General features: G+C 76.1%; 9 protein-coding genes. 4 read left to right on the top strand and 5 right to left on the bottom strand.

Annotated features, from left to right (window positions below; all coding sequences use genetic code 11):
• The first annotated feature begins 170 nt into the window (after window positions 1-170).
• The gene (locus AC07AL_RS08035) at window positions 171-509 is read left to right on the top strand and encodes a hydroxyisourate hydrolase (RefSeq protein WP_478317196.1); all 339 of its coding nucleotides are present in this window, start codon (window positions 171-173) and stop codon (window positions 507-509) included.
• Here the strand turns inward: AC07AL_RS08035 and AC07AL_RS08030 are convergent.
• The gene (locus AC07AL_RS08030) at window positions 506-3625 is read right to left on the bottom strand and encodes an AfsR/SARP family transcriptional regulator (protein WP_478317195.1); all 3120 of its coding nucleotides are present in this window, start codon (window positions 3623-3625) and stop codon (window positions 506-508) included. The genes AC07AL_RS08035 and AC07AL_RS08030 overlap by 4 nt on opposite strands.
• Before the next feature lie 220 nt (window positions 3626-3845).
• A complete protein-coding gene (locus AC07AL_RS08025; protein ID WP_063351485.1) occupies window positions 3846-5189 on the bottom strand; it encodes a class II 3-deoxy-7-phosphoheptulonate synthase in 1344 nt (447 codons plus the stop codon).
• Window positions 5190-5384: 195 nt separating this feature from the next.
• Between AC07AL_RS08025 and AC07AL_RS08020 the strand changes: the two genes are divergently transcribed.
• From AC07AL_RS08020 to trpD, 3 genes are read left to right on the top strand one after another with little or no spacing between them, the layout of a single operon-like run.
• A complete protein-coding gene (locus AC07AL_RS08020) occupies window positions 5385-6884 on the top strand; it encodes an anthranilate synthase component I family protein (RefSeq protein ID WP_363585088.1) in 1500 nt (499 codons plus the stop codon).
• Complete coding sequence (locus AC07AL_RS08015; RefSeq protein WP_063349726.1) at window positions 6881-7456, top strand: anthranilate synthase component II; 576 nt, start codon at window positions 6881-6883, stop codon at window positions 7454-7456. The genes AC07AL_RS08020 and AC07AL_RS08015 overlap by 4 nt, the downstream gene beginning before the upstream one ends.
• Window positions 7457-7497: 41 nt before the next feature.
• Complete coding sequence (gene trpD, locus AC07AL_RS08010; protein ID WP_363585090.1) at window positions 7498-8559, top strand: anthranilate phosphoribosyltransferase; 1062 nt, start codon at window positions 7498-7500, stop codon at window positions 8557-8559.
• Between the two features lie 195 nt (window positions 8560-8754).
• Here trpD and ddaH read toward each other — a convergent pair whose 3' ends face one another.
• The 3 genes from ddaH to AC07AL_RS07995 all read right to left on the bottom strand — a co-directional run bounded on the left by ddaH (window position 8755) and on the right by AC07AL_RS07995 (window position 21039).
• Complete coding sequence (ddaH, locus tag AC07AL_RS08005; RefSeq protein ID WP_478317194.1) at window positions 8755-9594, bottom strand: dimethylargininase; 840 nt, start codon at window positions 9592-9594, stop codon at window positions 8755-8757.
• A gap of 253 nt (window positions 9595-9847) precedes the next feature.
• On the bottom strand, window positions 9848-10072 hold the full coding sequence (locus AC07AL_RS08000; RefSeq protein ID WP_063349723.1) for an MbtH family protein: 225 nt from the start codon (window positions 10070-10072) through the stop codon (window positions 9848-9850).
• Complete coding sequence (locus tag AC07AL_RS07995) at window positions 10069-21039, bottom strand: amino acid adenylation domain-containing protein (protein WP_478317193.1); 10971 nt, start codon at window positions 21037-21039, stop codon at window positions 10069-10071. Before AC07AL_RS07995 ends, AC07AL_RS08000 begins: the two co-directional genes overlap by 4 nt.
• Window positions 21040-21044 lie beyond the last annotated feature (5 nt).

Raw genomic sequence — 21044 nt, 5'->3', positions numbered from 1 at the left:
CGAACAAATAATCATTCGATGGCGGGCCGATAGCGGGACCCCTGACAATAGGCTTGACGCGCCCTTTTCCCAATGCATCGTGTACTGAGGCAAGGAGTGGTTTTCATGCGAGATATCCCGTCCGAGGAACGTCCGCCGGCCCGGTTACCGCGCCCGGGGCGGGTGGGCTGATGGCGAGGGTCATCGTCGAAGCGCTGGACAGCGTCCACGGGCGCACCGCCGTCGGCCTCGACACGAGACTGGAGTCGCTGGTCGACAACGAGTGGGTGCCGGTGGTCGAGCGCAGAACGGACGCGAGCGGCCGGATCGAGGAGTGGGGCGGGACGGACGGCGGGCGCGGCCTCTACCGGCTGGTGTTCGACGTCGACCGGTACTTCAGCGGGCTCGGCCTGTTCACCGTGCACCCCGAGGTGGCGGCCACCTTCCGGGTCTCCGACGGCGAGTCGGGGCACCGGGTGAGCCTCACCCTCTCGCTGAACCACTACGCGGTGGCCTTCATCGCCGACTAGGAAGGTGGACCCGGGCCTGCGGGGGGCTCCGGGTCGCCGGCGGCCAGCCGGGCGGAGCGCAGCAGGTCGAGCGTGCGGGCCTCCTCGGCGGGGGTCCGCATGAGGCGGAACACCAGCCGGGCCCGCCGCAGGTGCTGGACCGCCAGGTCGGCCTCCCCGGTGCCGAGCGCCAACTCACCGAGGGTGACGAGGATCCGGCCCATGATCAGCCGCTCGTTGGAGCCCTCCGCGAGGAGCAGGGCGCGGTGCAGGGCGTGGGCGGCCTCGCCGCTCTCGCCGAGCCGGTGGCGGGCCGCCCCGATGCCGTGCAGGGCGTAGATCTCGCCGGTGTGGTCGCCGATCAGCCGGACGACGTCGAGGGCGCGGGAGAAGGCCTCCAGGGCCCGGTCGTAGCCGCCGCGTTCCAGGTGGCTCTGGCCCATCCGGTGCAGCACCTGGGCCTCGACCCGCCGGCCGCGGCCCTCCCGGCTCAGCCGCAACGCCTCGTCGAGGAGCTCTCCGGCGCCCTCCTCGTCGCCCTCGCCCAGTTTGAGCTGGGCCAGGTTGTGCAGCACGTAGGCGACGGCGACGGAGCCGCCGCTCGCCCGCAGGACGGTGAGGGCGGCCTGGTAGTGGGCGGTCGCCTCGTCGATCCGGCCGTCCACCCGGGCGAGGTAGCCGAGGCCGCGGGCGGTGAGGGCGGAGCCGAGGTCGTCGCCGAGGTCGGTGAAGATCCCGGCGGCCTGGCGGAAGCGCTCCTCGGCGGCGGCGAAGTTCTGCCGGGTCAGCGCGAGCGAGCCGAGGGAGTGCAGTGCGGCGGCCTGGCCGAGCCGGTCGCCACCCTTGCGGGCGGCCGCGAGGGCGAGTTCGTGGGTGTCGCGCCAGTCGTCGAGCCGGCCGTGGGTCTCCAGGAACGTCACGGCGGTGACGGCGAGTTCCCAGCAGTGCGCGGTGAGGCCCATCATGGCCGCCTGTCTGACCCGGGGCACGAGCATGGGCCGCTCCCGGGCGAACCACCGCAGCGGCTCGGCCAGCAGCCGGTCCACCGTCCGGGCGGGCAGCGGGTGCAGGGCGGTGCCGCGGCCGCGGATCAGCACGTCGCGGCCGTACTCGCGCTGCCTCGCCTCGATCAGCAGGTAGAGGAAGCAGCCGATCACCCGGGCCAGTGCGGACTCCCGCTCCTCGACGCTCTCCTCGTCGACGAGGCGTTCGCGCGCGAAGACCCGGACCAGGTTGTGCAGCCGGTACTGGGTGTGGCGTCCGGGCGCGGTGCCGACGGCGTCCAGCAGCTGGGCGTCGGAGAGTTCGTCGATCAGGTCCTGGACCTGGTACTCGGGCAGGTCGAGCAGCGCCATGCCGACCCAGGTGGAGAACGGCCCCTCGTCGATCAGGGCGATCCGCCGCAGCAGCCGGCGGGCGTCCTCGCTGACGCTCTCGTAGGTGAGCGAGAGGCCGGCCCTGATGCCGACGTCGGCGTACTTGAGCTCGTCGAGCCGGCGGGTCCCGTCCTCCAGCCGCTCCACCAGTTCGGTGATCTCCCAGTGCGGCCGGGCGGCGAGCCGGGCGCCGGCGATGCGCAGCGCCAGCGGCAGGTGGTCGCAGAGTTCGGCCAGCGCCTTCGCCGCCTCCGGTTCGGCCGCCACCCGCGCGGGGCCGGCGATCCGGCCGAGCAGTTCCGCGGACTGGTCGGGGTCGAAGGTGTCGACGTCCACCCGGACGGCTCCGGCGAGGCTGCCGATGTGCCGCCGGCTGGTGACGATCACGGCCGAGGTGGGCTTGCCCGGCAGCAGCGGGGTGATCTGGCTCTCGGTGGCGACGTTGTCGAGGACGATCAGCACCCGGCGCTCGGCGAGCAGGGCCCGGTACATCTCGGCCCGCTCCTCCAGCCCGTCGGGGATGGCGGTGCCGTTGACGCCGAGGGCGCGCAGGAAGCGCTCCAGCACCTGGGCCGGGCCGACGGTGTCGGGGGCCCCGGCGTGCAGGTCGGCGAAGAGCTGCCCGCCGGGGAACTCGGCGGCGATCTGGTGGGCCGCGTGGACGGCCACGGCGGTCTTGCCGACCCCGGCCTTGCCGACGACGGAGACGATCGGGACGGCGAGCCGGGACTGGTCGTGGGAGGAGAGCAGCAGCCGTTCGCGCAGGCCGGCGAGCAGGTGCTCGCGGCCGGTGAAGTCTGCGAGGTCGGCGGGGAGCATCTCCGGGACGGTGACGGGGGCGGCGGTGGCCACGGACGGCGCGGCGGCGGACTCGGCGGCCGGGGTGGCGTGGGCGGCGGCCGGACGGCCGTCGGGCAGGTCGAGCCGGGGGTCGCCGGCGAGGATGGAGAGTTCGAGCCGCTGAAGCCGGGGGTCGGGTTCGACACCGAGTTCGTCGATCATCCACTGACGGGTGTCGCGGTAGACCTGGAGCGCCTCGGTCTGGCGCCCGGAGCGGTAGAGCGCCAGCATCAGCTGGCCGCGCAGCCGCTCCCGTAACGGGAACTCGTCGACCAGGCCGATGAGTTCGCCGACGGCCGCGCCGTGCCGGCCGAGTGCGAGTTCGAGCTGGACGCACTCCTCGGTGGCGCCGACCCACTGCTCGGTGAGCTGGCCGGCGGCGGACCGGAGCGCCTCGCTGGGCAGGCCGCCGAGGGGATCGCCGCGCCACAGTCCGAGCGCCTGCCGGAAGAGGGCGGCGGCCTCCGCCTTGCGGTCGCGGTCCTCCGCCGTCCGGTCGCGGTCCGCCGCCTTCCGGTCGCGCAGCGCCCGCGCCTTCCCGACCAGGTCGCGGGCCTGGAGCAGGTCGAGCTGGGCGTCCGCCGCCTTCACCATGTAGCCCTGCGGGTGGGTGGTGATGACGTCGGAGAGGCCGTGCACGGCGAACAGCCGGCGCAGGGCGGAGACGCTGATCTGCAACTGCGCGCGGGCGGTGGCCGGCGGGGCCTCCTCGTAGAGGGCGCGGACCAGGCGGTCCACGCTGACCACCCGGTTGACGTCGAGGAGCAGCGCGGCGAGCACCGTCTGCTGCCGGATCCCGCCGAGGTTCAGCGGCCTGGCGTCGACGAGCGCTTCGAGCGGGCCGAGAATGCGGTACTCGACCCGGGGCACGGGTGAGGAACTGCCGTCGTGGCGTATGCCGGAACCAGGTCGGTACCCCACCGTTTCCACTCCCCCCAGAGGAATAGGCGCAGGATCGCAAGGCACTCTAAGGACGGCCCGGTCAATGGGTCAACGATATTCAGTTCTCCCCAAAAGACGCCGCCTGACGGACTGCGATCGGCGTCCGCGCCCCCGGGTCACCGACGGGGAATCGGCGCGGAAAGGCCGGTTGGCCGGATCGGCGCGCACCGATCCGGCCAACCGCGGTCCGGGGCGGTTCTCAGGCCTTCATCAGCTCCGCGACCCGGAAGGCGAGGTCGAGGGACTGGCGGTGGTTCAGCCGTGGGTCGCAGGCCGTCTCGTAGCGCTGGTGCAGGTCCTCGGCGCGGACCTGGTCGCCGCCGCCGAGGCACTCCGTGACGTCGTCGCCGGTGAGTTCGACGTGGATGCCGCCGGCGTGCGTGCCCAGCTCCCGGTGCACCTCGAAGAAGCCGGCGACCTCGCCCAGGATGTCGTCGAAGCGGCGGGTCTTGCGGCCGTCGTCGGTCTGGACGGTGTTGCCGTGCATCGGGTCGCAGATCCAGGCGACCCGGGCGCCCTCCGCCGTGACCTTCTCCACCAGCGGCGGCAGCAGTTCGCGCACCCGGCCCGCGCCCATCCGCACCACGAAGGTCAGCCGGCCGGGCCGGCGGTCGGGGTCGAGGCGGTCGACGTAGCCGAGGACCTCGTCCGCGGTGGTCGTGGGGCCGAGCTTGACGGCGATCGGGTTGTGGATCCCGGCGAAGTACGCGATGTGCGCGTCGTCCAGGCCCCTGGTCCGCTCGCCGACCCAGAGCAGGTGCCCGCTGGTGGCGTAGTGCGCCCCGGTGCGCGGGTCGGTGCGGGTGAGGGGCTGCTCGTAGTCCAGCAGCAGTCCCTCGTGGCTGGCGAAGAACTCGGCCTCCAGCAGCCCGGCCGGGTCGCAGCCGCAGGCTTGCAGGAAGCGCAGTGCGCGGTCCACGCCGTCGGCCAGTTCCTCGTAGCGGCGGGCCTCGGCGGAGTCCTCCAGGAAGCCGCGGTTCCACTGGTGGGCCTGGTAGAGGGAGGCGCTGCCGCCGGCCGCGAAGCCGCGGACCAGGTTGAGGGTGACCGCCGACGCCTCGTACATCCGCCGCAGCCGCGCCGGGTCCGGGCGGCGGGCCGCCTCGGTGAACTCCGGGCCGTTGACCGCGTCGCCCCGGTAGGAGGGCAGGCTGAGGCCGTCGCGGGTCTCGTCCGGCTGGGAGCGGGGCTTGGCGTACTGCCCGGCCAGCCGGCCGATCTTCACGACCGGGACGCCGCTCGCGTAGGTCAGGACCACCGCCATCTGCAACAGGGTGCGCAGCTTGGCGGTGACCGCGTCCGCGGTGAGCCCGCCGAAGGTCTCGGCGCAGTCGCCGCCCTGGAGGACGAAGGCCTCGCCGGCGGCGACGGCGGCCATCCGGTCGGTCAGCCGGTCGCACTCCTCGGCGAGGACCAGGGGCGGGGCGGCCGACAGGTCGGCGACCACCTCGCGCAGCGCCGCCTGGTCCGGCCACTGCGGTTGCTGGGCCGCCGGCAGGGAACGCCAGGCGGCAGGTGCTCCGGTCTGCGGAATTCGATTCATCACGGCCCTCGGATGGGAACGGAAATCGCTGGCCCGCTCATTGCAGCCCGGCCGCGGAAAGAAGGTCAAGCGTCCGCGAATTGGCCTGCTCCCGCACCGGAGAACTGGTCTGACCGCCTTCCGGGACGAACGGATTGACTGGAGGCCATTGGTTCACCGGCCGTACCCAGCCGGCCATTCACGATGAGGATTCCGATGCCAGACGCGCCATCGCACCCTCCGTTCGCCGTCCGGCTCGGCACCGAGCCGCTGCCGCCGCACGACCCGCTGGAGCTGTACACGCGGCTGGGCGACCGGCTCGGCGCGGAGCAGGTGTACCTGCTGGAGAGCCTGACCGAGTCCGGCCGGCAGGGCGGGCCCGCGGTGCTCGGCTGCGGCCCGCTCGCCGAGATCCGGCTGTACGGCTCGTACCTGGAGATCGACGGGATCGCGGAGCTCGCCCCGGTGCTGCGGGCGACCGCCGAGGCGGCGGGCCTCACCCCCGCCGCGGACGCCCCCGCGCGGCTGGAGGCCCCCGAGCCGGCCCGCGTCTGGGAGTTCCTGCGGCGCGCGCAGGGCCTGTTCGGCCTGGAGCCGGGCCTGCCCGGCGACCGCTTCCACTTCGGCTTCCTGGCCCGGTTCGGCTACGACGCGGCCTGGCACATGGAGGACCTGCCCGCCCGGGCGCTGCCGCCGGCCCGCCCGGACGCCGTGCTGACGCTGTTCCGCGACAGCGTGCACTACGGCACCGACGGCGCGCCGGTCCTGCGGACCGCCGACAGCCCGGCCTTCGGCGAGCACGGCCGCCACGACCTCGCGGGCGCGGCCCGGGAGGCGGCCGGGCAGGAGCCGCAGGCCGCGTGCCCGCCGGCCGTCCGCCCGCAGTCCGTGCACGACAGCGTGGACCGCGACACCTTCCACGGCTGGGTCCGGCGCTGCCTGGAGCACATCGGGGTCGGCGACATCTACCAGATCCAGGTCGGCCACCGGATCGACGTCCGCACCGCGCTGACGCCGGTCGAGGTCTACCGGCGGCTGCGCTCGCGCAACCCCTCCCCGCACATGTACCTGCTCCCGAACGGCGAGGGCACGCTGATCGGCGCCAGCCCCGAGCTGCTGTTCCGGATCGAGGACGGCCGGATCGTGATGCGCCCGATCGCCGGCACCACCCGTCGCGACCAGGACGAGGAGGAGAACGAGCGGCGGATCAAGGCCCTGCTGGCGAGCACCAAGGAGCAGGCCGAGCACGTCATGCTGGTCGACCTCTCCCGCAACGACATCAGCCGGGTCTGCAAGCCGCACACCCTGACGGCCGACGACCTGATGGTGGTGGAGACCTTCTCGCACGTCTTCCACCTGGTGTCCACGGTCAGCGCCGAGTTGGAGGAGGACGCCGACGTGTGGCGGTCGCTGTGCGCGACCTTCCCGGCCGGCACCATGACCGGCGCGCCGAAGCTGCGCGCCATGGAGATCATCCACGAGATCGAGCGGGAGCCGCGCGGAGCCTACGCCGGTGCCGTCGGCCTGATCGACGTCGGCGGCTGGAGCGAACTGGCCCTGTGCATCCGCACGATCGCGCACGACGGCGCGGTGTACTCCGTGCAGAGTTCCGCGGGGATCGTCGCCGACTCGACCCCCGAGGGCGAGTGGAACGAGACGTTGGCGAAGCTGGGCGCCGCCTACTGGGCGCTGACGGGTGAGGAGTTGACGGCGTGAAGGTTCTGCTGGTGGACGCGCGGGACAGCTTCGTCCACATCATCGACCAGTACCTGCGGGCGCTCGGCGCGGACACCGAGGTGGTCCGCTCGCACACCCGCACCCCCGAGCAGCTGGCCGCGACCGCGCCCGACGCGGTCGTGCTCGGCCCCGGTCCCGGGCACCCGGCGGCCTCCGGCCACGTCGAGCTCGTCCACCACTTCGCCGGGAAGGTCCCGCTGCTCGGCGTGTGCCTGGGCCACCAGGCGATCGGCCTGGCGTTCGGCGGGCGGGTCCAGGTCGCCGACCGGCTGATGCACGGGCGCACCAGCACCGTGACGCACGACGGGCGCGGCCTGTTCGCCGGCCTCGGCAACAGCCTCACCGCGACCAGGTACCACTCCCTGATCGTCACCCAGCCGCTGCCCGAGGACCTGGAACTCACCGCGACCGCCGACGACGACGGCTACGTCATGGGCATGCGGCACCGCAGCCTGCCCATCGAGTCGGTGCAGTTCCACCCCGAGAGCATCACCACCACCGGCGGCATGCAGCTGCTGGAGAACTTCCTCGCGGTCGGCGCCGGACGCTGACCGCACGCACATCGGAACCGACGAGCGGAAATGGGTGACCAGTGACAGGGAATGGTGAATCGCGCAGCTGGCCGCAGCTGCTCACGGCGCTGATCGGCGGGACGGACCTGAGCACCGCCGACACCGCCTGGGCGATGGACCGGGTGATGCGCGGCGAGGCGGCACCGGCGCAGCTGGCCGGGTTCCTGGTGGCGCTGCGGGCCAAGGGCGAGACCGCCGAGGAGGTCGACGGGCTGGTCCGGGCCGCGCGCGAGCACACGGTGCGGGTCGACGTGCCGGGGCCGACACTGGACATCGTCGGCACCGGCGGGGACGGCGCGAAGACCGTGAACGTGTCCACCATGGCCGCGATCGTGGCGGCGGCCGCCGGGGCCCGGGTGGTCAAGCACGGCAACCGTTCGGCCTCCTCCGCCTCCGGCTCGGCGGACGTGCTGGAGCGGCTCGGCATCGCGCTGGAGCTCTCGGCCGAGGAGGTGGCCCGCTCGGTGCGCGAGGTCGGGATCGGCTTCTGCTTCGCCCCGGCCTTCCACCCGGCGTTCCGCCACGCGGCCGTCGCCCGCAAGGAGTTGGGCGTGCCGACGGCGTTCAACGCGCTGGGCCCGCTGACCAACCCGGCCTCGCCCACGGCCATGGCGGTCGGCGTCGCCGATCCCCGGCTGGGCCCGCTGATCGCCGCCGTGTTCGCCCGCCAGGGCGTGGACGCGCTGGTCTTCCGGGGCGACGACGGCCTCGACGAACTGTCCGTCTCCACCACCTCGACGGTCTGGACGGCGACCACCGGCCGGTTCGTGCAGGAGCGGCTCGACCCGCGCGAGCTCGGGATCGCGACGGCGGCCCCGGACGCGCTGCGCGGCGGCGACGCGGCCCACAACGCGGGCGTGGTCCACGCCGTCCTGGACGGCGAGCAGGGCCCCGTCCGTGACGCCGTCCTGCTGTCCGCGGCGGCCGGCCTGGCGGCGCTGACGCCCTCCGAGCGGCCGGTCGTCGAGCGGCTGGCGGCCGTGCTGCCCCGGGCCGCCGAGGCGGTCGACTCGGGCGCGGCGGCCGCCCTGCTGAAGCGCTGGGCCGAGAGCGGGCCGCCGCGCGCGGGGCGGCCGGACTGAGCCGCCACCGGGCCGCCGTCGTCGGGCGGCGGCACCGGGGCGCGACGCCGACGGGCCGCGCGGACCTCCTCGGGGGGAGGCCCGCGCGGCCCGTCGCGTTGGTACGGGGTGGTCGCACGGCCCGCGTCCGCCCCGTTCGTCCGCCCCCGGCGTCACGGAGGCGGGCGAAGGGGCGGACGGGCGGACGGGCAGCGGTCAGGCGCGGTGGCGCAGCTCCAGGGTGCAGCACTTGACGCTGCCGCCGCCCTTGAGCAGCTCGGACAGGTCGACGCCGATCGGCTCGAAGCCGCGCTCCCGCAGCTTGTCGGCGAGGCCGGTGGCCGCCTCCGGCAGGAACACGTGCAGGCCGTCGCTGACCGCGTTGAGGCCGAACACGGCGGCGTCGCCGGCGTCGGCCAGCACCGCGTCCGGGAACAGCCGGCGCAGCACCTCGCGGCTGCCCGCGGAGAAGGCCTCCGGGTTGTACATGATCTCGTCGCCGTCCAGGACGGCCAGCGCGGTGTCCAGGTGGTAGTAGCGCGGGTCGATCAGCTCCAGGCCGATCACCGGGCGCCCGAAGAACTCCTGGGCCTCGGCGTGGCCGGCCGGCGTGCTGCGGAAGCCCCGCCCGGCGAGCACGTACTCGGCGGTGACCAGGAAGTCGCCCTCGCCCTCGTTGACGTGCTCCGGGTCGTGCAGCTCGGGGTAGCCGTTGGCGCGGAACCACTCCAGGTAGGCGGGGCCCTCGGCGGCGCGTTCGGCGTTGCGGAAGCGGGCGCCGAGCACCTTGCCGTCCACCACGGTGGCGCCGTTGGCGGCGTAGACCATGTCGGGCAGGCCCGGGATCGGGTCGATCAGGTCGACCCGGTGGCCGAGCTCCTGGTAGAGCGCGTACAGCCGCTCCCACTGCGCCACGGCGAGCCCGGTGTCGACCGGCTTCGCCGGGTCCATCCACGGGTTGATCGCGTAGGTGACCTCGAAGTGGGTCGGACGGCACATCAGGTAGTGCCGGGGCCGGGCCGTGCGCTCGGCGGGGCGCGGGGTGACAGCGTTCATCGGTGACTCCTCGTGAGGGCTTCGGACAACGGGCGGTGCCGCTGCGGTCCGGACGGGCGGCAATCGGGTGCCTGCGGGGCTCCGGGGCCGGTTCGCCGGCGGCGCGGCCGGGCGTGGGGGAAACCCAGGCGCGCCGCACTCGTTCCTGCGGGCCGGCCCCGCGCCCGTCCCTGACATGCTGTCAGTTCGCTTGCGGGGGACGGAAGATCCTTAAGCCAGGGCGGAACAGCCCTGATGGACCGGCCGATCGCGCTCAGTCGACGCGGGCGTCCATCGCCTCGGCCAGACTGCGCGGACGCAGGTCGGTCCAGTTCTTCTCGACGTAATCCAGGCAGGCCTGCCGGGATTCCTCGCCGAACACGCTGCGCCAACCGGCGGGCACGTCGACGAAGGCGGGCCAGAGCGCGTGCTGGTTCTCCTCGTTCGCCAGGACCAGGAACGCGCCCTGCTCGTCGTCGAAGGGGTTGGTGCTGCTCATCGGGCCCTCACTTCATGGTTGTGGTCGTGCACGTGGGCAAGGTCGTTCAACTCGTCGGCCGGCTCGTCGTCGAGCTCGCCGTCGAGCTCGCCGTTCGACTCGTTGTTCAACTCGTCACAGAACTCGGTGACCCGCCGTCGGAAGGCGGCCACCACCCGCCGGGCGGTCGGCTCGTCGCAGCCGTCCAGCGCGTGTACCAGGGCGCACTCCAGCCCGCCGGGTGCGCCGTCCGCGGTCCGCCGCTCCACCAGTTGGAGCAGCAGGTCGACGGCGGTGCGGGCCACCGGGACGGGCCGCTCGGCGACCGTCACGGCGTCGGCCCACCGCCCGCCGTCGGCCGGTTCGGCCCGCACCAGATGGGAGACCGCCACCCCGAACAGCGGCTGGCGGCCCGCCCGCCGGGCCGGGTTGACCAGTTCCACCACCCGGTCGAACGGCAGGTCCTGATGGGCGTGGGCGGCCAGCAGCCGCTCCCGGACCCGCCCGACCAGGGTGCGGGCCGTCGGGGCGCCGGAGGTGTCGACCCGCAGCACCACGGTGTTGACCAGGCAGCCGACCACGCCGTCCAGCACCTCGTCGTCCCGGCCGGCCAGCGGCACTCCGATCGGGAGGTCGTGCCCCGCGCCGAGGTCGCCCAGCGCGGCCGCGAACGCCGCCTGCACCACCATCCCGGTGCCGGCCGAACAGGCCCGGGCGGCAGCCGCCAGCCGGCGGTGCTCCCGCAGGTCCAGGGCGAAGCGGACGGTGCCGGCCGCGCCCGGCCCGGCGCCCGGGGCGCCGGTGGCGTCCGGCAGGCCCCGCCACGGCGGCAGGGCGGCCAACGCGCCCTTCCAGTAGGCGGCCTGCCGGGCGGCCGGGCTCTCCGGGCGGTCCTCGTCGCCGAGCCGCCGCCGCAGCCACAGGGCGTGGTCGGCGTACTGGACGGCGGGCGACGGCCAGCGCGGCGCCCCGCCGGCTGCCCGGGCCCGGTAGGCGGACCGCAGGTCGGCCAGCAGCGGTTCGAGCGCGTGCCCGTCCACCGTCGCGTGGTGCAGCACCAGCAGCAGGGTGTGCCGGTCGGGGCCGCTGCGCAGCAGGGCGGTGCGCAGCGGCGGTTCGGTCAACAGGTCGAAGCCGCAGTCGAGTTCGGCGGCGATCCAGGCGTCCAGCCGCTCCGGCGGGACGTCGAGGAAGCGGGGCGCGGCGGACGGGACGGCGACGAGGAAGGCCTCGGCGAGGTCGGCGTCGGCGGGCGGGGCGCCGGGCGGGGCATCGGCGGGCGCGAGGATGCGCTGCTCGGGGCCGTCCGGGCCGTACGGCAGGACGGTCCGCAGGGCCTCGTGCCGGGCCACCAGGTCGCCGAGGGCGGCCCGCAGCGCGGCGGGGTCGAGCCCGCCGGTGAGGTCGAGGGCCAGGGTGGTGAGGTAGTCCGGGCGGTGCTCGCCCAGGTAGTTGGCCGTCCACAGGCGCAGTTGGGCGGGGGCGAGCGGCAGCCGGTCGGGCCGGGCCGTCCGGTCGCCGAGCGCCGGGGCGCTGCCGCCGGTGCCGTCGGTACGGGCGGCGCGGTCGAGCCGGTGGTCCAGCCCGGCCACCGTGGGCGCGTCGAACAGCTCGCCGAGCGGCACGTCGACCCCCAGGGTGGACCGGATCCGCCCGGCCAGCCGCATCGCGGCGATCGAGTTGCCGCCGAGCGCGAAGAAGTCGTCCTCCGGCGCGACCGCCGGCACCCGCAGCACCTCCGCGAACAGCGCCGCCAGGACCTCCCGGCGGGGCGAGCGGGTCGGCCCCGGGGCCGACCGCTGCGGCGGGCCCAGGGCGGTCGTGTCGACCTTGCCGTTGGCGTCCAGCGGCAGCGCGTCGACCGGGACGAGCACGGCGGGCACCAGGTGGCGCGGCAGCCGCCCGGCGAGCCGGCGGCGCAGTTCGCCGGCGGCCACCGGCCGGTCGGCGACCACGTACCCGACCAGCGAGCGGCCCGCCGGGCCCGCCCCGTGCGGCACCACCCGGGCGGCGGTGACCTCCGGCTCGGCGCACAGCGCGGCCTCGATCTCGCCCGGCTCGATCCGGAACCCGTTGATCTTCACCTGCCGGTCCGCGCGCCCCAGGAAGTGCAGCCGGCCCTCGGTGTCCCACCGGCCCAGGTCCCCGGTGCGGTACAGCCGGCCGCCCGGTGGGCCGTACGGGTCGGCGACGAAGCGCTCGGCCGTCCGGGCCGGGGCGCCGTGGTAGCCCGCGGCCAGGCCCTCGCCGCCCAGGTGGATCTCGCCGGGGACGCCCGGCGGCACCGGGCGCAGCGCGGCGTCCAGCAGCAGCACCCTCGTCCCCGCGAGCGGGCGGCCGATCGGGACGGCCTCGCCCTCGCGGACCGGGCCCGCCGGGACTTCGTGGCCCAGGGCGAAAGTCGTGCTCTCCACCGGCCCGTACAGGTCCAGCAACCGCTGGCCGGGCGCGGCCCGCCGGGCCCGGGCGAGCGCCGCCGGGGGGACGACGTCGCCGCCGGTGCAGATCAGGCGCAACCGGGCCAGGGCCGCCGGGACCTGCTCGGTCAGCAGGTCGAACAGGCCCGCCGTCAGCCAGGCCGCGGTGGCGCCGCCGCGCTCGACGGCCCGGGCGTAGTCCGCCGGGGTCAGCTCTCCCGGCGGGGCCACCACCACCTGACGGCCGGTCAGCAGCGGCATGAGCAGCTCGTACACCATGGCGTCCCAGGCGTGCGGCGAGTGGAACAGCACCCGGTCGTGGTCGGGGCCGTGCCACAGCGGGTCGTCGGCCAGGGCGAGGATGTTGCGGTGGGTGACCGCCACGCCCTTGGGGCGGCCGGTCGAGCCCGAGGTGTACAGCAACTGGGCGACCTGCCCGGGCGGCACCTCCACGCCGGGGTTGCCCGCGCTCCCGCCCGCCCGCCGGACCGCCGCCAACACCTCGGCGTCCAGCAGCAGTTCGGCGCCCGCCTCGGCGGCGAGCGCGCGCAGCCGCTCGGCCGGGAACCCCGGGTGCAGCGGGACGCAGACGGCGCCGAGCTTGGCCAGCGCCAGCATCGCCACCGGCACCTCCGGGCAACGCGGCAGCCGCACGGCGACCCGGGTGCCGGGCCGCACCCCGAGGCCGGCCAGGTGGTGGGCCAGCCGGTTGGCGTCGGCGTTGAGCGCGCCGTACGTGGTGGTGGCGGTACCCGTGGCGTTCGCGGTGGCGCCGTCGACGTGTCGCAGGGCGATCCGGTCCGGGTGGTCGGCCGCCAGCCGCTCGAACCGCGCGCCCACCGACACCGGTTCGGCGTCGGCCGCCGGGCCGGTGCCCCAGGCCCGCAGCCCCGCCCGCTGGACGGGCGGCAGCAGGTCGACCCGGCCGGTGGTCAGCGCGTCCGCGCCAGGACCGGCCAGGGCGGCGCAGGCGGCCGTCAGCAAGGTGCGCAGCCGGTCCGCGTCGAGGTACCGGTCCAGTTCGGCGGGGCGCAGCTGGAGCCGCACGTCCAGGCCGCCCCGGCGCGGCAGCACCACCAGCGAGAGCGGGTAGTGGGTGCCGTCGAACGGTTCGACGGCACCGATCCGCAGGCCCGGCGCGGGCTCGACGAACCCGGCCTCGTCCAGCGGGTAGTTCTCGAACACCAGTGAGCTGTCGAAGAGCCGCCCGGCGCCGGCGGCCTCCTCCACCTCGGTGAGGCCCAGGTGCTCGTGGTCCAGCAACGCGGTGCGCTCCCGCTGGAACCGGGCGGCGAGCTCTCGCAGCGGCTCGCCCGGGTGCAGCCGGGCCCGGACCGGCACGGTGTTGATCAGCAGGCCCACGAGCCGGTCCGCCTCCGGCAGTTCGGCCGGGCGCTGGGCGACGGTGGTGCCGAACAGGACGTCGTCGCGGCCGGTGAGGTGGGAGAGCACCAGCGCCCACGCCGTCGCCACCAGGGAGCCGAGGGTCACCTCCCACTGCGCGGCGCGCGCCCGCAGCCCGGCGGTGAGCCCGGCGGGCAGGGTGAAGACGCTCGTCGACGGGCCGTCGTCGGCGCCCTCGCCGCCGGCCGGCGCGGGCCGGCCGACCCGGGTGGGCTCGGCCCCGGCGAGGGCGACGCGCCAGGCGCCGCGCGCGGCCGCGTCGTCGCGCCCGGCCAGCCAGTCGAGGTAGCGGTGGTAGGACGGCGCCGGGGGCAGATCGACGCCCTGGTGCAGCGCGAGCAGCTCGCGCAGCACGATCGGCACCGACCAGCCGTCCAGCAGCAGGTGGTGGTGGGTGAAGACGAGCCGCCACCGGTCGGCGGCCAGCCGCAGCAGGGTGAACCGGATCAGCGGCGGGGTGTCGACCGAGAACGGCCGGCGGTCCTCCGCCACGAGCCGCCGGGCGTCGGCGGACTGCTCCCCCTCCGCCCGTCCGGTGAGGTCCACGGTGCGCCAGGGCAGCGTCACCTCGACCGGCACGACCTGCCGCGGCGGGCCGGACTCGCCGCTGGTGAAGGCCCCGGCGAGCTGCGGATGGCGCGCGAGCAGCCGCCGGGCGGCGTCCTGGAGCCGCTCCGGGTCGATCGCGCCGGTGAGGTCGAGGACGAGCTGCACGAGGTACGGGTCGCGGCGGCCGTCGTGGGCGGCGTAGCGGGAGTGGAACAGCAGGCCGGCCTGGAGCGGCGTGGCGGGCAGCAGGACGGCGGCCTCGGCGGGTGCTTCGGGCTGGGCGTCGGCTGCGGGCCCCCCGGCCCGGGGCGGGCCGGCGGACGACAGGGTGGTGAGGGCCTGCTCCCAGCGGGCGGCGAGTTCGGCCACCGCGTCGGCGGCCAGCACGCCGGCCGGCCAGGCCCATTCGACCCGCAGCCGCGGGCCGTCCGGGCCGGTCTCCACGAAGGCGTCGACCGAGAGGGTGTGGGCGAGCGGCAGGGTGGGGTCGGCCTCGCCCCGCAGGGTGCCGGGGACGGGCTGCCAGGGGCCGCGTCGGGTGGTGTCGAAGCGGCCCAGGTAGTTGAAGGCGATCGGGGCCGGGCGGTCGGGCAGCGCGCCGGACCGCTGGAGCAGCCCGTACGTCAGGCCCCGGTGGGGGGTCGCGCGCAGGCGCCGCCGCGCGGCCGCGACGGCGCGGGCCAGTTCGTCGGCGGGGGCGAGGTCGTCGGCGCGGGCCGCTCCCCCGGTGTCGGGTCCGGCCGGGCCGGTGTCCAGCAGGACGGGGTGGATGACAGTGAACCAGCCCAGCGTCCGGGAGAGGTCGAGGCCGTCGAGGGCCGCGAGTTCCGGGTCGCGGCCGTGGCCCTCGACGTCCACCAGGAGCGGGCCGTCGGCGCCGCGGGCGCGCCAGCCGCGCAGGGCGGCGGCGAGCGCGCCGAGGAGGATCTCCGGTACGGCGGCGCCGAGTCGGTCGGGCAGGTCGGTCAGCAGGGCGGCGGTCGGGCCGCCGCCCAGGGTGGTGCGCAGGGTCGCGGCCCCGGCCACGGTGTCCCGGGTGCGGTCCAGCGGCCGGGTGCCGATGGTCCCGGTGCCGGCGGTCAGCAGGCCGTGCCAGTGGTCGCGGTCGGCGGCGACCGCCGGGTCGGCCTCGGCGGCCCGCAGCGCACGGGCCCAGTCGGCGGCCGTGACGGGGACGGCGGCGAGGTCGGCCGGGTGGCCGTCGGCGGCGGCCCGGTGGGCCCGGGCGAGGTCGTCGAGCAGGATCCGCCAGGAGACGCCGTCGACGGCGAGGTGGTGGATCACCATCAGCAGCAGGCCGCCCTGGTCGCCGTCGAACCAGACCGCCCGCAGCAGTTCGCCCCGGTAGGGGTCGAGGCGGCGGCGGGCGTCGTGCCGCTGTTCCGCGACGAGTTCCAGCAGGGCGGGCGCCGGGTCGCGGCCGGGGGCGGTGGCGAGGCCCTCGCGGGCGAGGTCGATCCGGTGCAGCAGCGGGGCCGCCGGGACGGTCCCGGCGGGCCGGATCTCGAAGGCGAGCGGCTCGCCCGGGGCCCCGGTCAGGCGGGTCCGCAGCGCGTCGTGGTGGTCGACGAGCTGCTGGAGGGCGGCGCTCAGGGTGTGTTCGGTGGCGCCGGGCGGCACCTCGCACAGCAGGGACTGAGCGTAGCCGTGGATCGGTCCGCCGCGGGCCGCCAGCCAGTCCGCGATCGGGGTGGGCGGCAGCACCCCGCCCGGGGGCGCGGGCACCGCCGGGCGGGCGGCCGGGGCACGGACACGGTCCGGGACGACGGCCGCGGCGGCCGCGAGGGCGCGCGGGGTCTGGTGGGTGAACACGTCCTTCGGCGTGATCAGCACGCCCGCCGACCGGGCCCGGGTGGCCAGTTGGATCGCCAGGATGCTGTCCCCGCCGAGCCGGAAGAACCCCTCCGACGGCCCGGGCCGCGCCCGGCCGAGGACGCTGCCGAACAGGGTCCGCAGCTGCTCCTCGGCGGGCGAGCCGCCCTCCGGGCGGGTGACAGGCTGCGGGCGGGCGGCGGCGGACGCCGGGAGCGGGCGGCCGGCCGGGCCCGGGGTGTCGGACAGGTCGAGGGTGCCGGGCAGGTCGAGGCTGCCAAGGGCGTCGACGGGTGCCGCCGGGTCGGCCAGGACGGCCGCCAGCAGGCGGCCGAGGCCCTGCGCCAGGCGGTCGGCGGTCTCGGGACGGAAGTGGCCGGTGCTGTACTCCAGGACGCCACGCACCGTGCCGTCCGGCTGTTCGGCGAACTCGAAGAGCAGCGGGAACTTGGCCATCACCCGCTCGAATCGGTGCGGTGCGCCGGACAGTCCGGGCAGGGTGAGCGCGGGTTGGCGTCCGCCGTGCAGGGTGATCATCACCTGGAACAGCGGGTGGCGGCCGAGTTCCCGGTCGGGTGCGAGGGCGTCCACCACCCGGTCGAAGGGCGCCTGGTCGTGGGCGAAGGCGGTGAGGTCGGCGTGCCGGACGCGGTCGACGAGCTCCGCGAAGCCCGGGCGGCCCGAGAGGTCGGTGCGCAGGGCGAGCGGCTGGGCGAAGTAGCCGACCAGGTCGTCCAGGGCCGGGTCGGCGCGGCCGGCGGTGACCGTGCCGAGGACGAGGTCGGTGCCCGCTCCGGAGCGGGCCAGCAGGCAGGCGACGGCCGCGTGCAGCACCATGAACAGGGTGGCTCCCCGGCCGGCCGCCAACTCAGCTGCTGCGGCGACCAGTTCGGCGTCCCACTGGAACTCGGCAGCGGCCCCGCGCAGGGCCGCGCCGGGCGGCGGCTCATGGTCCACCGGCAGCGCGGTGCGCTCCGGTGCGCCGCGCAAGGTCTCGCGCCAGTGCGCCAGTTCGGTGGCCAGCGGGCTGTCGGGCTCGTCGGCCGGGCCGAGCTCCCGACCCTGCCAGAGCGTGAAGTCGGCGTACTGGAGCGGCAGTCGGGGCCACTCGGGGGCCCGGCCGCGGGCCCGGGCGGCGTAGCCGACGGCGAGGTCGCGGGTCAGCGGGCCCAGCGACTGCTCGTCGGCGGTGATGTGGTGCAGGACGATCAGCAGCAGGTGGGTGCCGGGCCCGGCGGTGAACACCACCAGCCGCCAGGGCAGGCCCTGTTCGAGGTCGAAGGGCCGGTGGACCTCCTCGTGCACCGCCGCGTCCAGGCCGGCGGGGTCCAGCTGCCGGACGGTCAGCGGGAGGGGCGGGTCGTCGAGGATCCGCTGGTACGGCTGCCCGTCGGTGGCCGGGAACACGGTGCGCAGGCTCTCGTGCCGCTGCTGGACGTCGCCGGCGGCGGCCCGTAGCGCGGCCAGGTCGAGCGGCCCGGTCAGCCGGGCGGCGAGCGGGATGTGGTAGGTCGACGCCTGCTCGCCGAGCCGGTGCAGGAACCACAGGCCGCGCTGGGCGTGGGAGAGCGGGATGCGCTCCGGCCGGGGGCCGGCCTGCGGGCGCTGCGGGAGTTCCCGGCCGGCCGCCGCCTCACCCCTGCGGGCGGCGCCACGGGCGCCGATCCGGGCGGCCAGGCCGGCCACGGTGGGGGCCGCGAAGACGTCCCGGATGGTCAGTCCGGCGGACAGCTCGGCGGGCAGCTCGGCCCGGGCACGGACCACCAGCCGGTTCGCCGAGAGGGAGTCGCCGCCGAGGGCGAAGAAGCTCTCGTCCGCGCCGAAGCCCTCGGCCCCGAGGAGTTCGCCGAACAGCCGGTGCAGCCGGGTCTCGTGCTCGCCGCTGGGCGCCCGGCCCCGGCCGTCCGCCGCCCTGGCCTCCAGGGCCCGCAGCCGGTGCTCGTCGAGCTTGCCGTTGGCGGTCAGCGGGAAGGCCTCGACGGCGACGAAGGCCGCGGGCACCAGGTGGTCCGGGAGCGACGCGCGGGCGTGGTCGGCGGCCGCGCGGACGGCCTCCTCGGTGCCGAGCAGGTAGGCGGTCAGCGCCTTGTGCCCGGGCTCCCGTTCGGTGGCGAGGACGGCGGCGCCGGAGATGCCGGGCAGCGCGGCGAGCACGGCCTCGATCTCCCCCGGCTCGATGCGGTAGCCGCGGATCTTCACCTGCCGGTCGGTGCGGCCGAGGTGTTCGAGTTCGCCGTCGGGGCGGCGGCGGGCGCGGTCCCCGCTGCGGTACATCCGGCTGCCGGGCGGGCCGTACGGGTCGGCGGTGAAGCGGGCGGCGGTCAGCGCGGGGCGGCCGAGGTAGCCGCGGGCCAGGCCGGGGCCGGCCACGTACAGCTCGCCGGGCAGGCCGTCGGGCACCGGCCGCAGGGCGGCGTCCAGCAGGTACGCCCGCAGGTCGGGCAGCGGGCGGCCGATGGTGGCGGCGCCCGAGGCCACGGCGGCGGCGTCGAGGTCGCCGGCCGTGACGTGCACGGTGGTCTCGGTGATGCCGTACATGTTGACGAGCCGGGGCGCGTCCTGCGGGTGCCGCAGGTACCAGTCCGCGAGCCGCCAGGGTTCGAGCTGCTCACCGCCGAAGATGACGTACCGCAGGGCGAGCCGGGCGCTCGGGCCGGGGTGGGCGGCGTCGGCGGCGGCCAGCTGGGTGAACGCCGAGGGGGTCTGGTTGAGCACCGTGACGCGCTCGTCGGCGAGCAGGCGCAGGAACTCCTCGGGCGAGCGGGCGGTGTCCCGGGGGACGACGACCAGGCGGCCGCCGTGCAGCAGGGCTCCCCACAGCTCCCAGACCGAGAAGTCGAAGGCGTAGGAGTGGAACAGGGTCCAGGTGTCGTCCGGTCCGAAGCCGAACCGGTCGGCGGTGGTGGCGAGCAGCCGGGTGACGTTGCGGTGGGTGACCAGGACGCCCTTGGGGCGGCCGGTGGAACCGGAGGTGTGGATGACGTAGGCGACACCGTCCGGGCCGGAGCGCTGCGGCCGCGTCCGGTCGGCGGGCTCGTCCGCGCCGTCGACGGGCAGGGTCTCGACGCCGTCGGGCAGCGCCGCCCGGGCGGAGTCGTCCGTCACCACGAGCCGGGGCGCGGCGTCCTCGATGGTCGCGCGCAGCCGCTCGACCGGGTAGTCCGGATCCAGCGGCAGGTAGCCGGCGCCGGCCTTCTGGACTCCGAGCAGCGCGACCACCAGGTCCGGCGAGCGAGGCAGGGCGACGCCCACCAGGTCGCCGCGGCGCACGCCCCGGGCGGCGAGCCGGCGGGCCAACCGGTCGGCGCGCAGGTCGAGTTCGCGGTAGGTGAGGACGGTTTCCCCCAGCACCACGGCCGGTGCCCGCGGGCGGGTGGCGGCCTGCTGCTCGAACAGCGAGACCAGGGTGTCGCCGTCCTGGCCGGTCCGGTCCGGCGCCGGCGCGGGGGCAGGCCGCGGCGCTGGCAGGGCGACGGCGCTGCCGGTGCGCAGCCGGCCGACCGGGAGCCCCTCGGGGGCTTCGGCCAGCGCCGTCACGAGGTCGAGCACCCGGTCCAGGTGGGCCCGGACGGTGTCCTCGGGGTAGTCGCCGACCGCGTCGGCGAACACCGGCAGGGTGGCGCGGCCGTTGTCGTAGACGCCGAGCGCGAAGTCCTCGGGCAGGCCCGGCGAGACCTCGTGCACGGTGGCCGGGATCCCGCCGAACCGCAGGCCCAGGTCGAGCGGCAGCAGGTTCAGGGTGGGGCCGATCAGCGGCCGGTCGCCCCGGGCGGCGGCGGTGTCGCGGAGCAGGTCCTCGAAGCGGTACCGCTGGCGGCGCAGCGCGGCCCGGACCCGGTCCGCCGTGGCCGCCACCAGGCCGCCGACGGTGGCGGCCGGGTCGACGGCGAGCCGCAGCGGGACGACGTTCGCCGTCATGCCGAGGGCCCGCCGGGCCAGCGCGGCGTCCCGGCCACGGACGCCGAGGCCGATCACCGCCGTGCCCTCGCCGGTGTCGGCGTGCAGCGCGACGGCGAGCGCCGCCGGGAACAGCGCCGTCCAGCCCGCGCCGACGCGCTCGCGGACAGCGGCCCAGCGTTCGGCGGACAGCTCCGTCCGGACGGCGACCGGCGGGCGCGGGCCCGAGCCGGTCGGGGCGCTGCGTCCGCCCGCGAGGCGGGGCGGGTCGCCGAGGCCGGCCGACTCCTCGGCCCAGAACGCGGCGTCGGTGCGGAACCGGGCGGAGGAGCGGTAGGCGGCGTCGTCGTCCAGCAGGGCCTGGAGCGGGTCGTGCACGCCGGTGGAGGGCGGCTCGCCCGCGTGCAGCGCCGTGTACTCGGCCGCCACCCGGCGCATCAGCCCGGCCCCGCCCACGCCGTCGCACAGGATGTGGTGGATCCGGAGGTACCAGAGGTACTCCGCCTCGCCGGTCCGCAGCAGGAAGTGGTCGAAGGGCGGGCGGGCGGTCAGGTCGTAGGGGTGGGCGAGTTCGGCGGCGAGGAAGGCGCGGGCGGCGGCGGCCGGGTCCTCGTGGTGGCGCAGGTCCTGCCGGTGCAGCGGCCAGTCGGCGGCGTCCTCGATGATCTGGACGGCGCCGTCGGCGGTCGGCTCGAAGCGCGCCCGCAGGCTCTCGCTGCCGGCCACCACGCCCCGCAGCGCGCGTTCGAACAGCTCCTCGTCGATCGCGCCGTGGAACTGGACGTACTGGCCGGCGGTGAACCGCCGCCGGGTGGGGTCGGCCTCGTGGCCGAACCAGATTCCCGACTGCGGGGCCGTGAGCGGCCGTCGTCGGGCGGGCGTGGCGGGCGTGGCGGGCATGGCGGACATCCGGT

This window comes from Kitasatospora sp. NPDC043949 (assembly GCF_056435365.1).
This window is presented reverse-complemented; position numbering and strand designations above follow the sequence as displayed.

Bases quoted from the DNA above. Each gene is read 5' to 3' on its own strand.
- AC07AL_RS08000 (WP_063349723.1), bottom strand. From the start codon at position 10,072: ATGAGCAGCACCAACCCCTTCGACGACGAGCAGGGCGCGTTCCTGGTC.
- AC07AL_RS08020 (WP_363585088.1), top strand. From the start codon at position 5,385: ATGCCAGACGCGCCATCGCACCCTCCGTTCGCCGTCCGGCTCGGCACC.
- AC07AL_RS08025 (WP_063351485.1), bottom strand. From the start codon at position 5,189: ATGAATCGAATTCCGCAGACCGGAGCACCTGCCGCCTGGCGTTCCCTG.
- AC07AL_RS07995 (WP_478317193.1), bottom strand. From the start codon at position 21,039: ATGTCCGCCATGCCCGCCACGCCCGCCACGCCCGCCCGACGACGGCCG.
- AC07AL_RS08035 (WP_478317196.1), top strand. From the start codon at position 171: ATGGCGAGGGTCATCGTCGAAGCGCTGGACAGCGTCCACGGGCGCACC.
- ddaH (WP_478317194.1), bottom strand. From the start codon at position 9,594: ATGAACGCTGTCACCCCGCGCCCCGCCGAGCGCACGGCCCGGCCCCGG.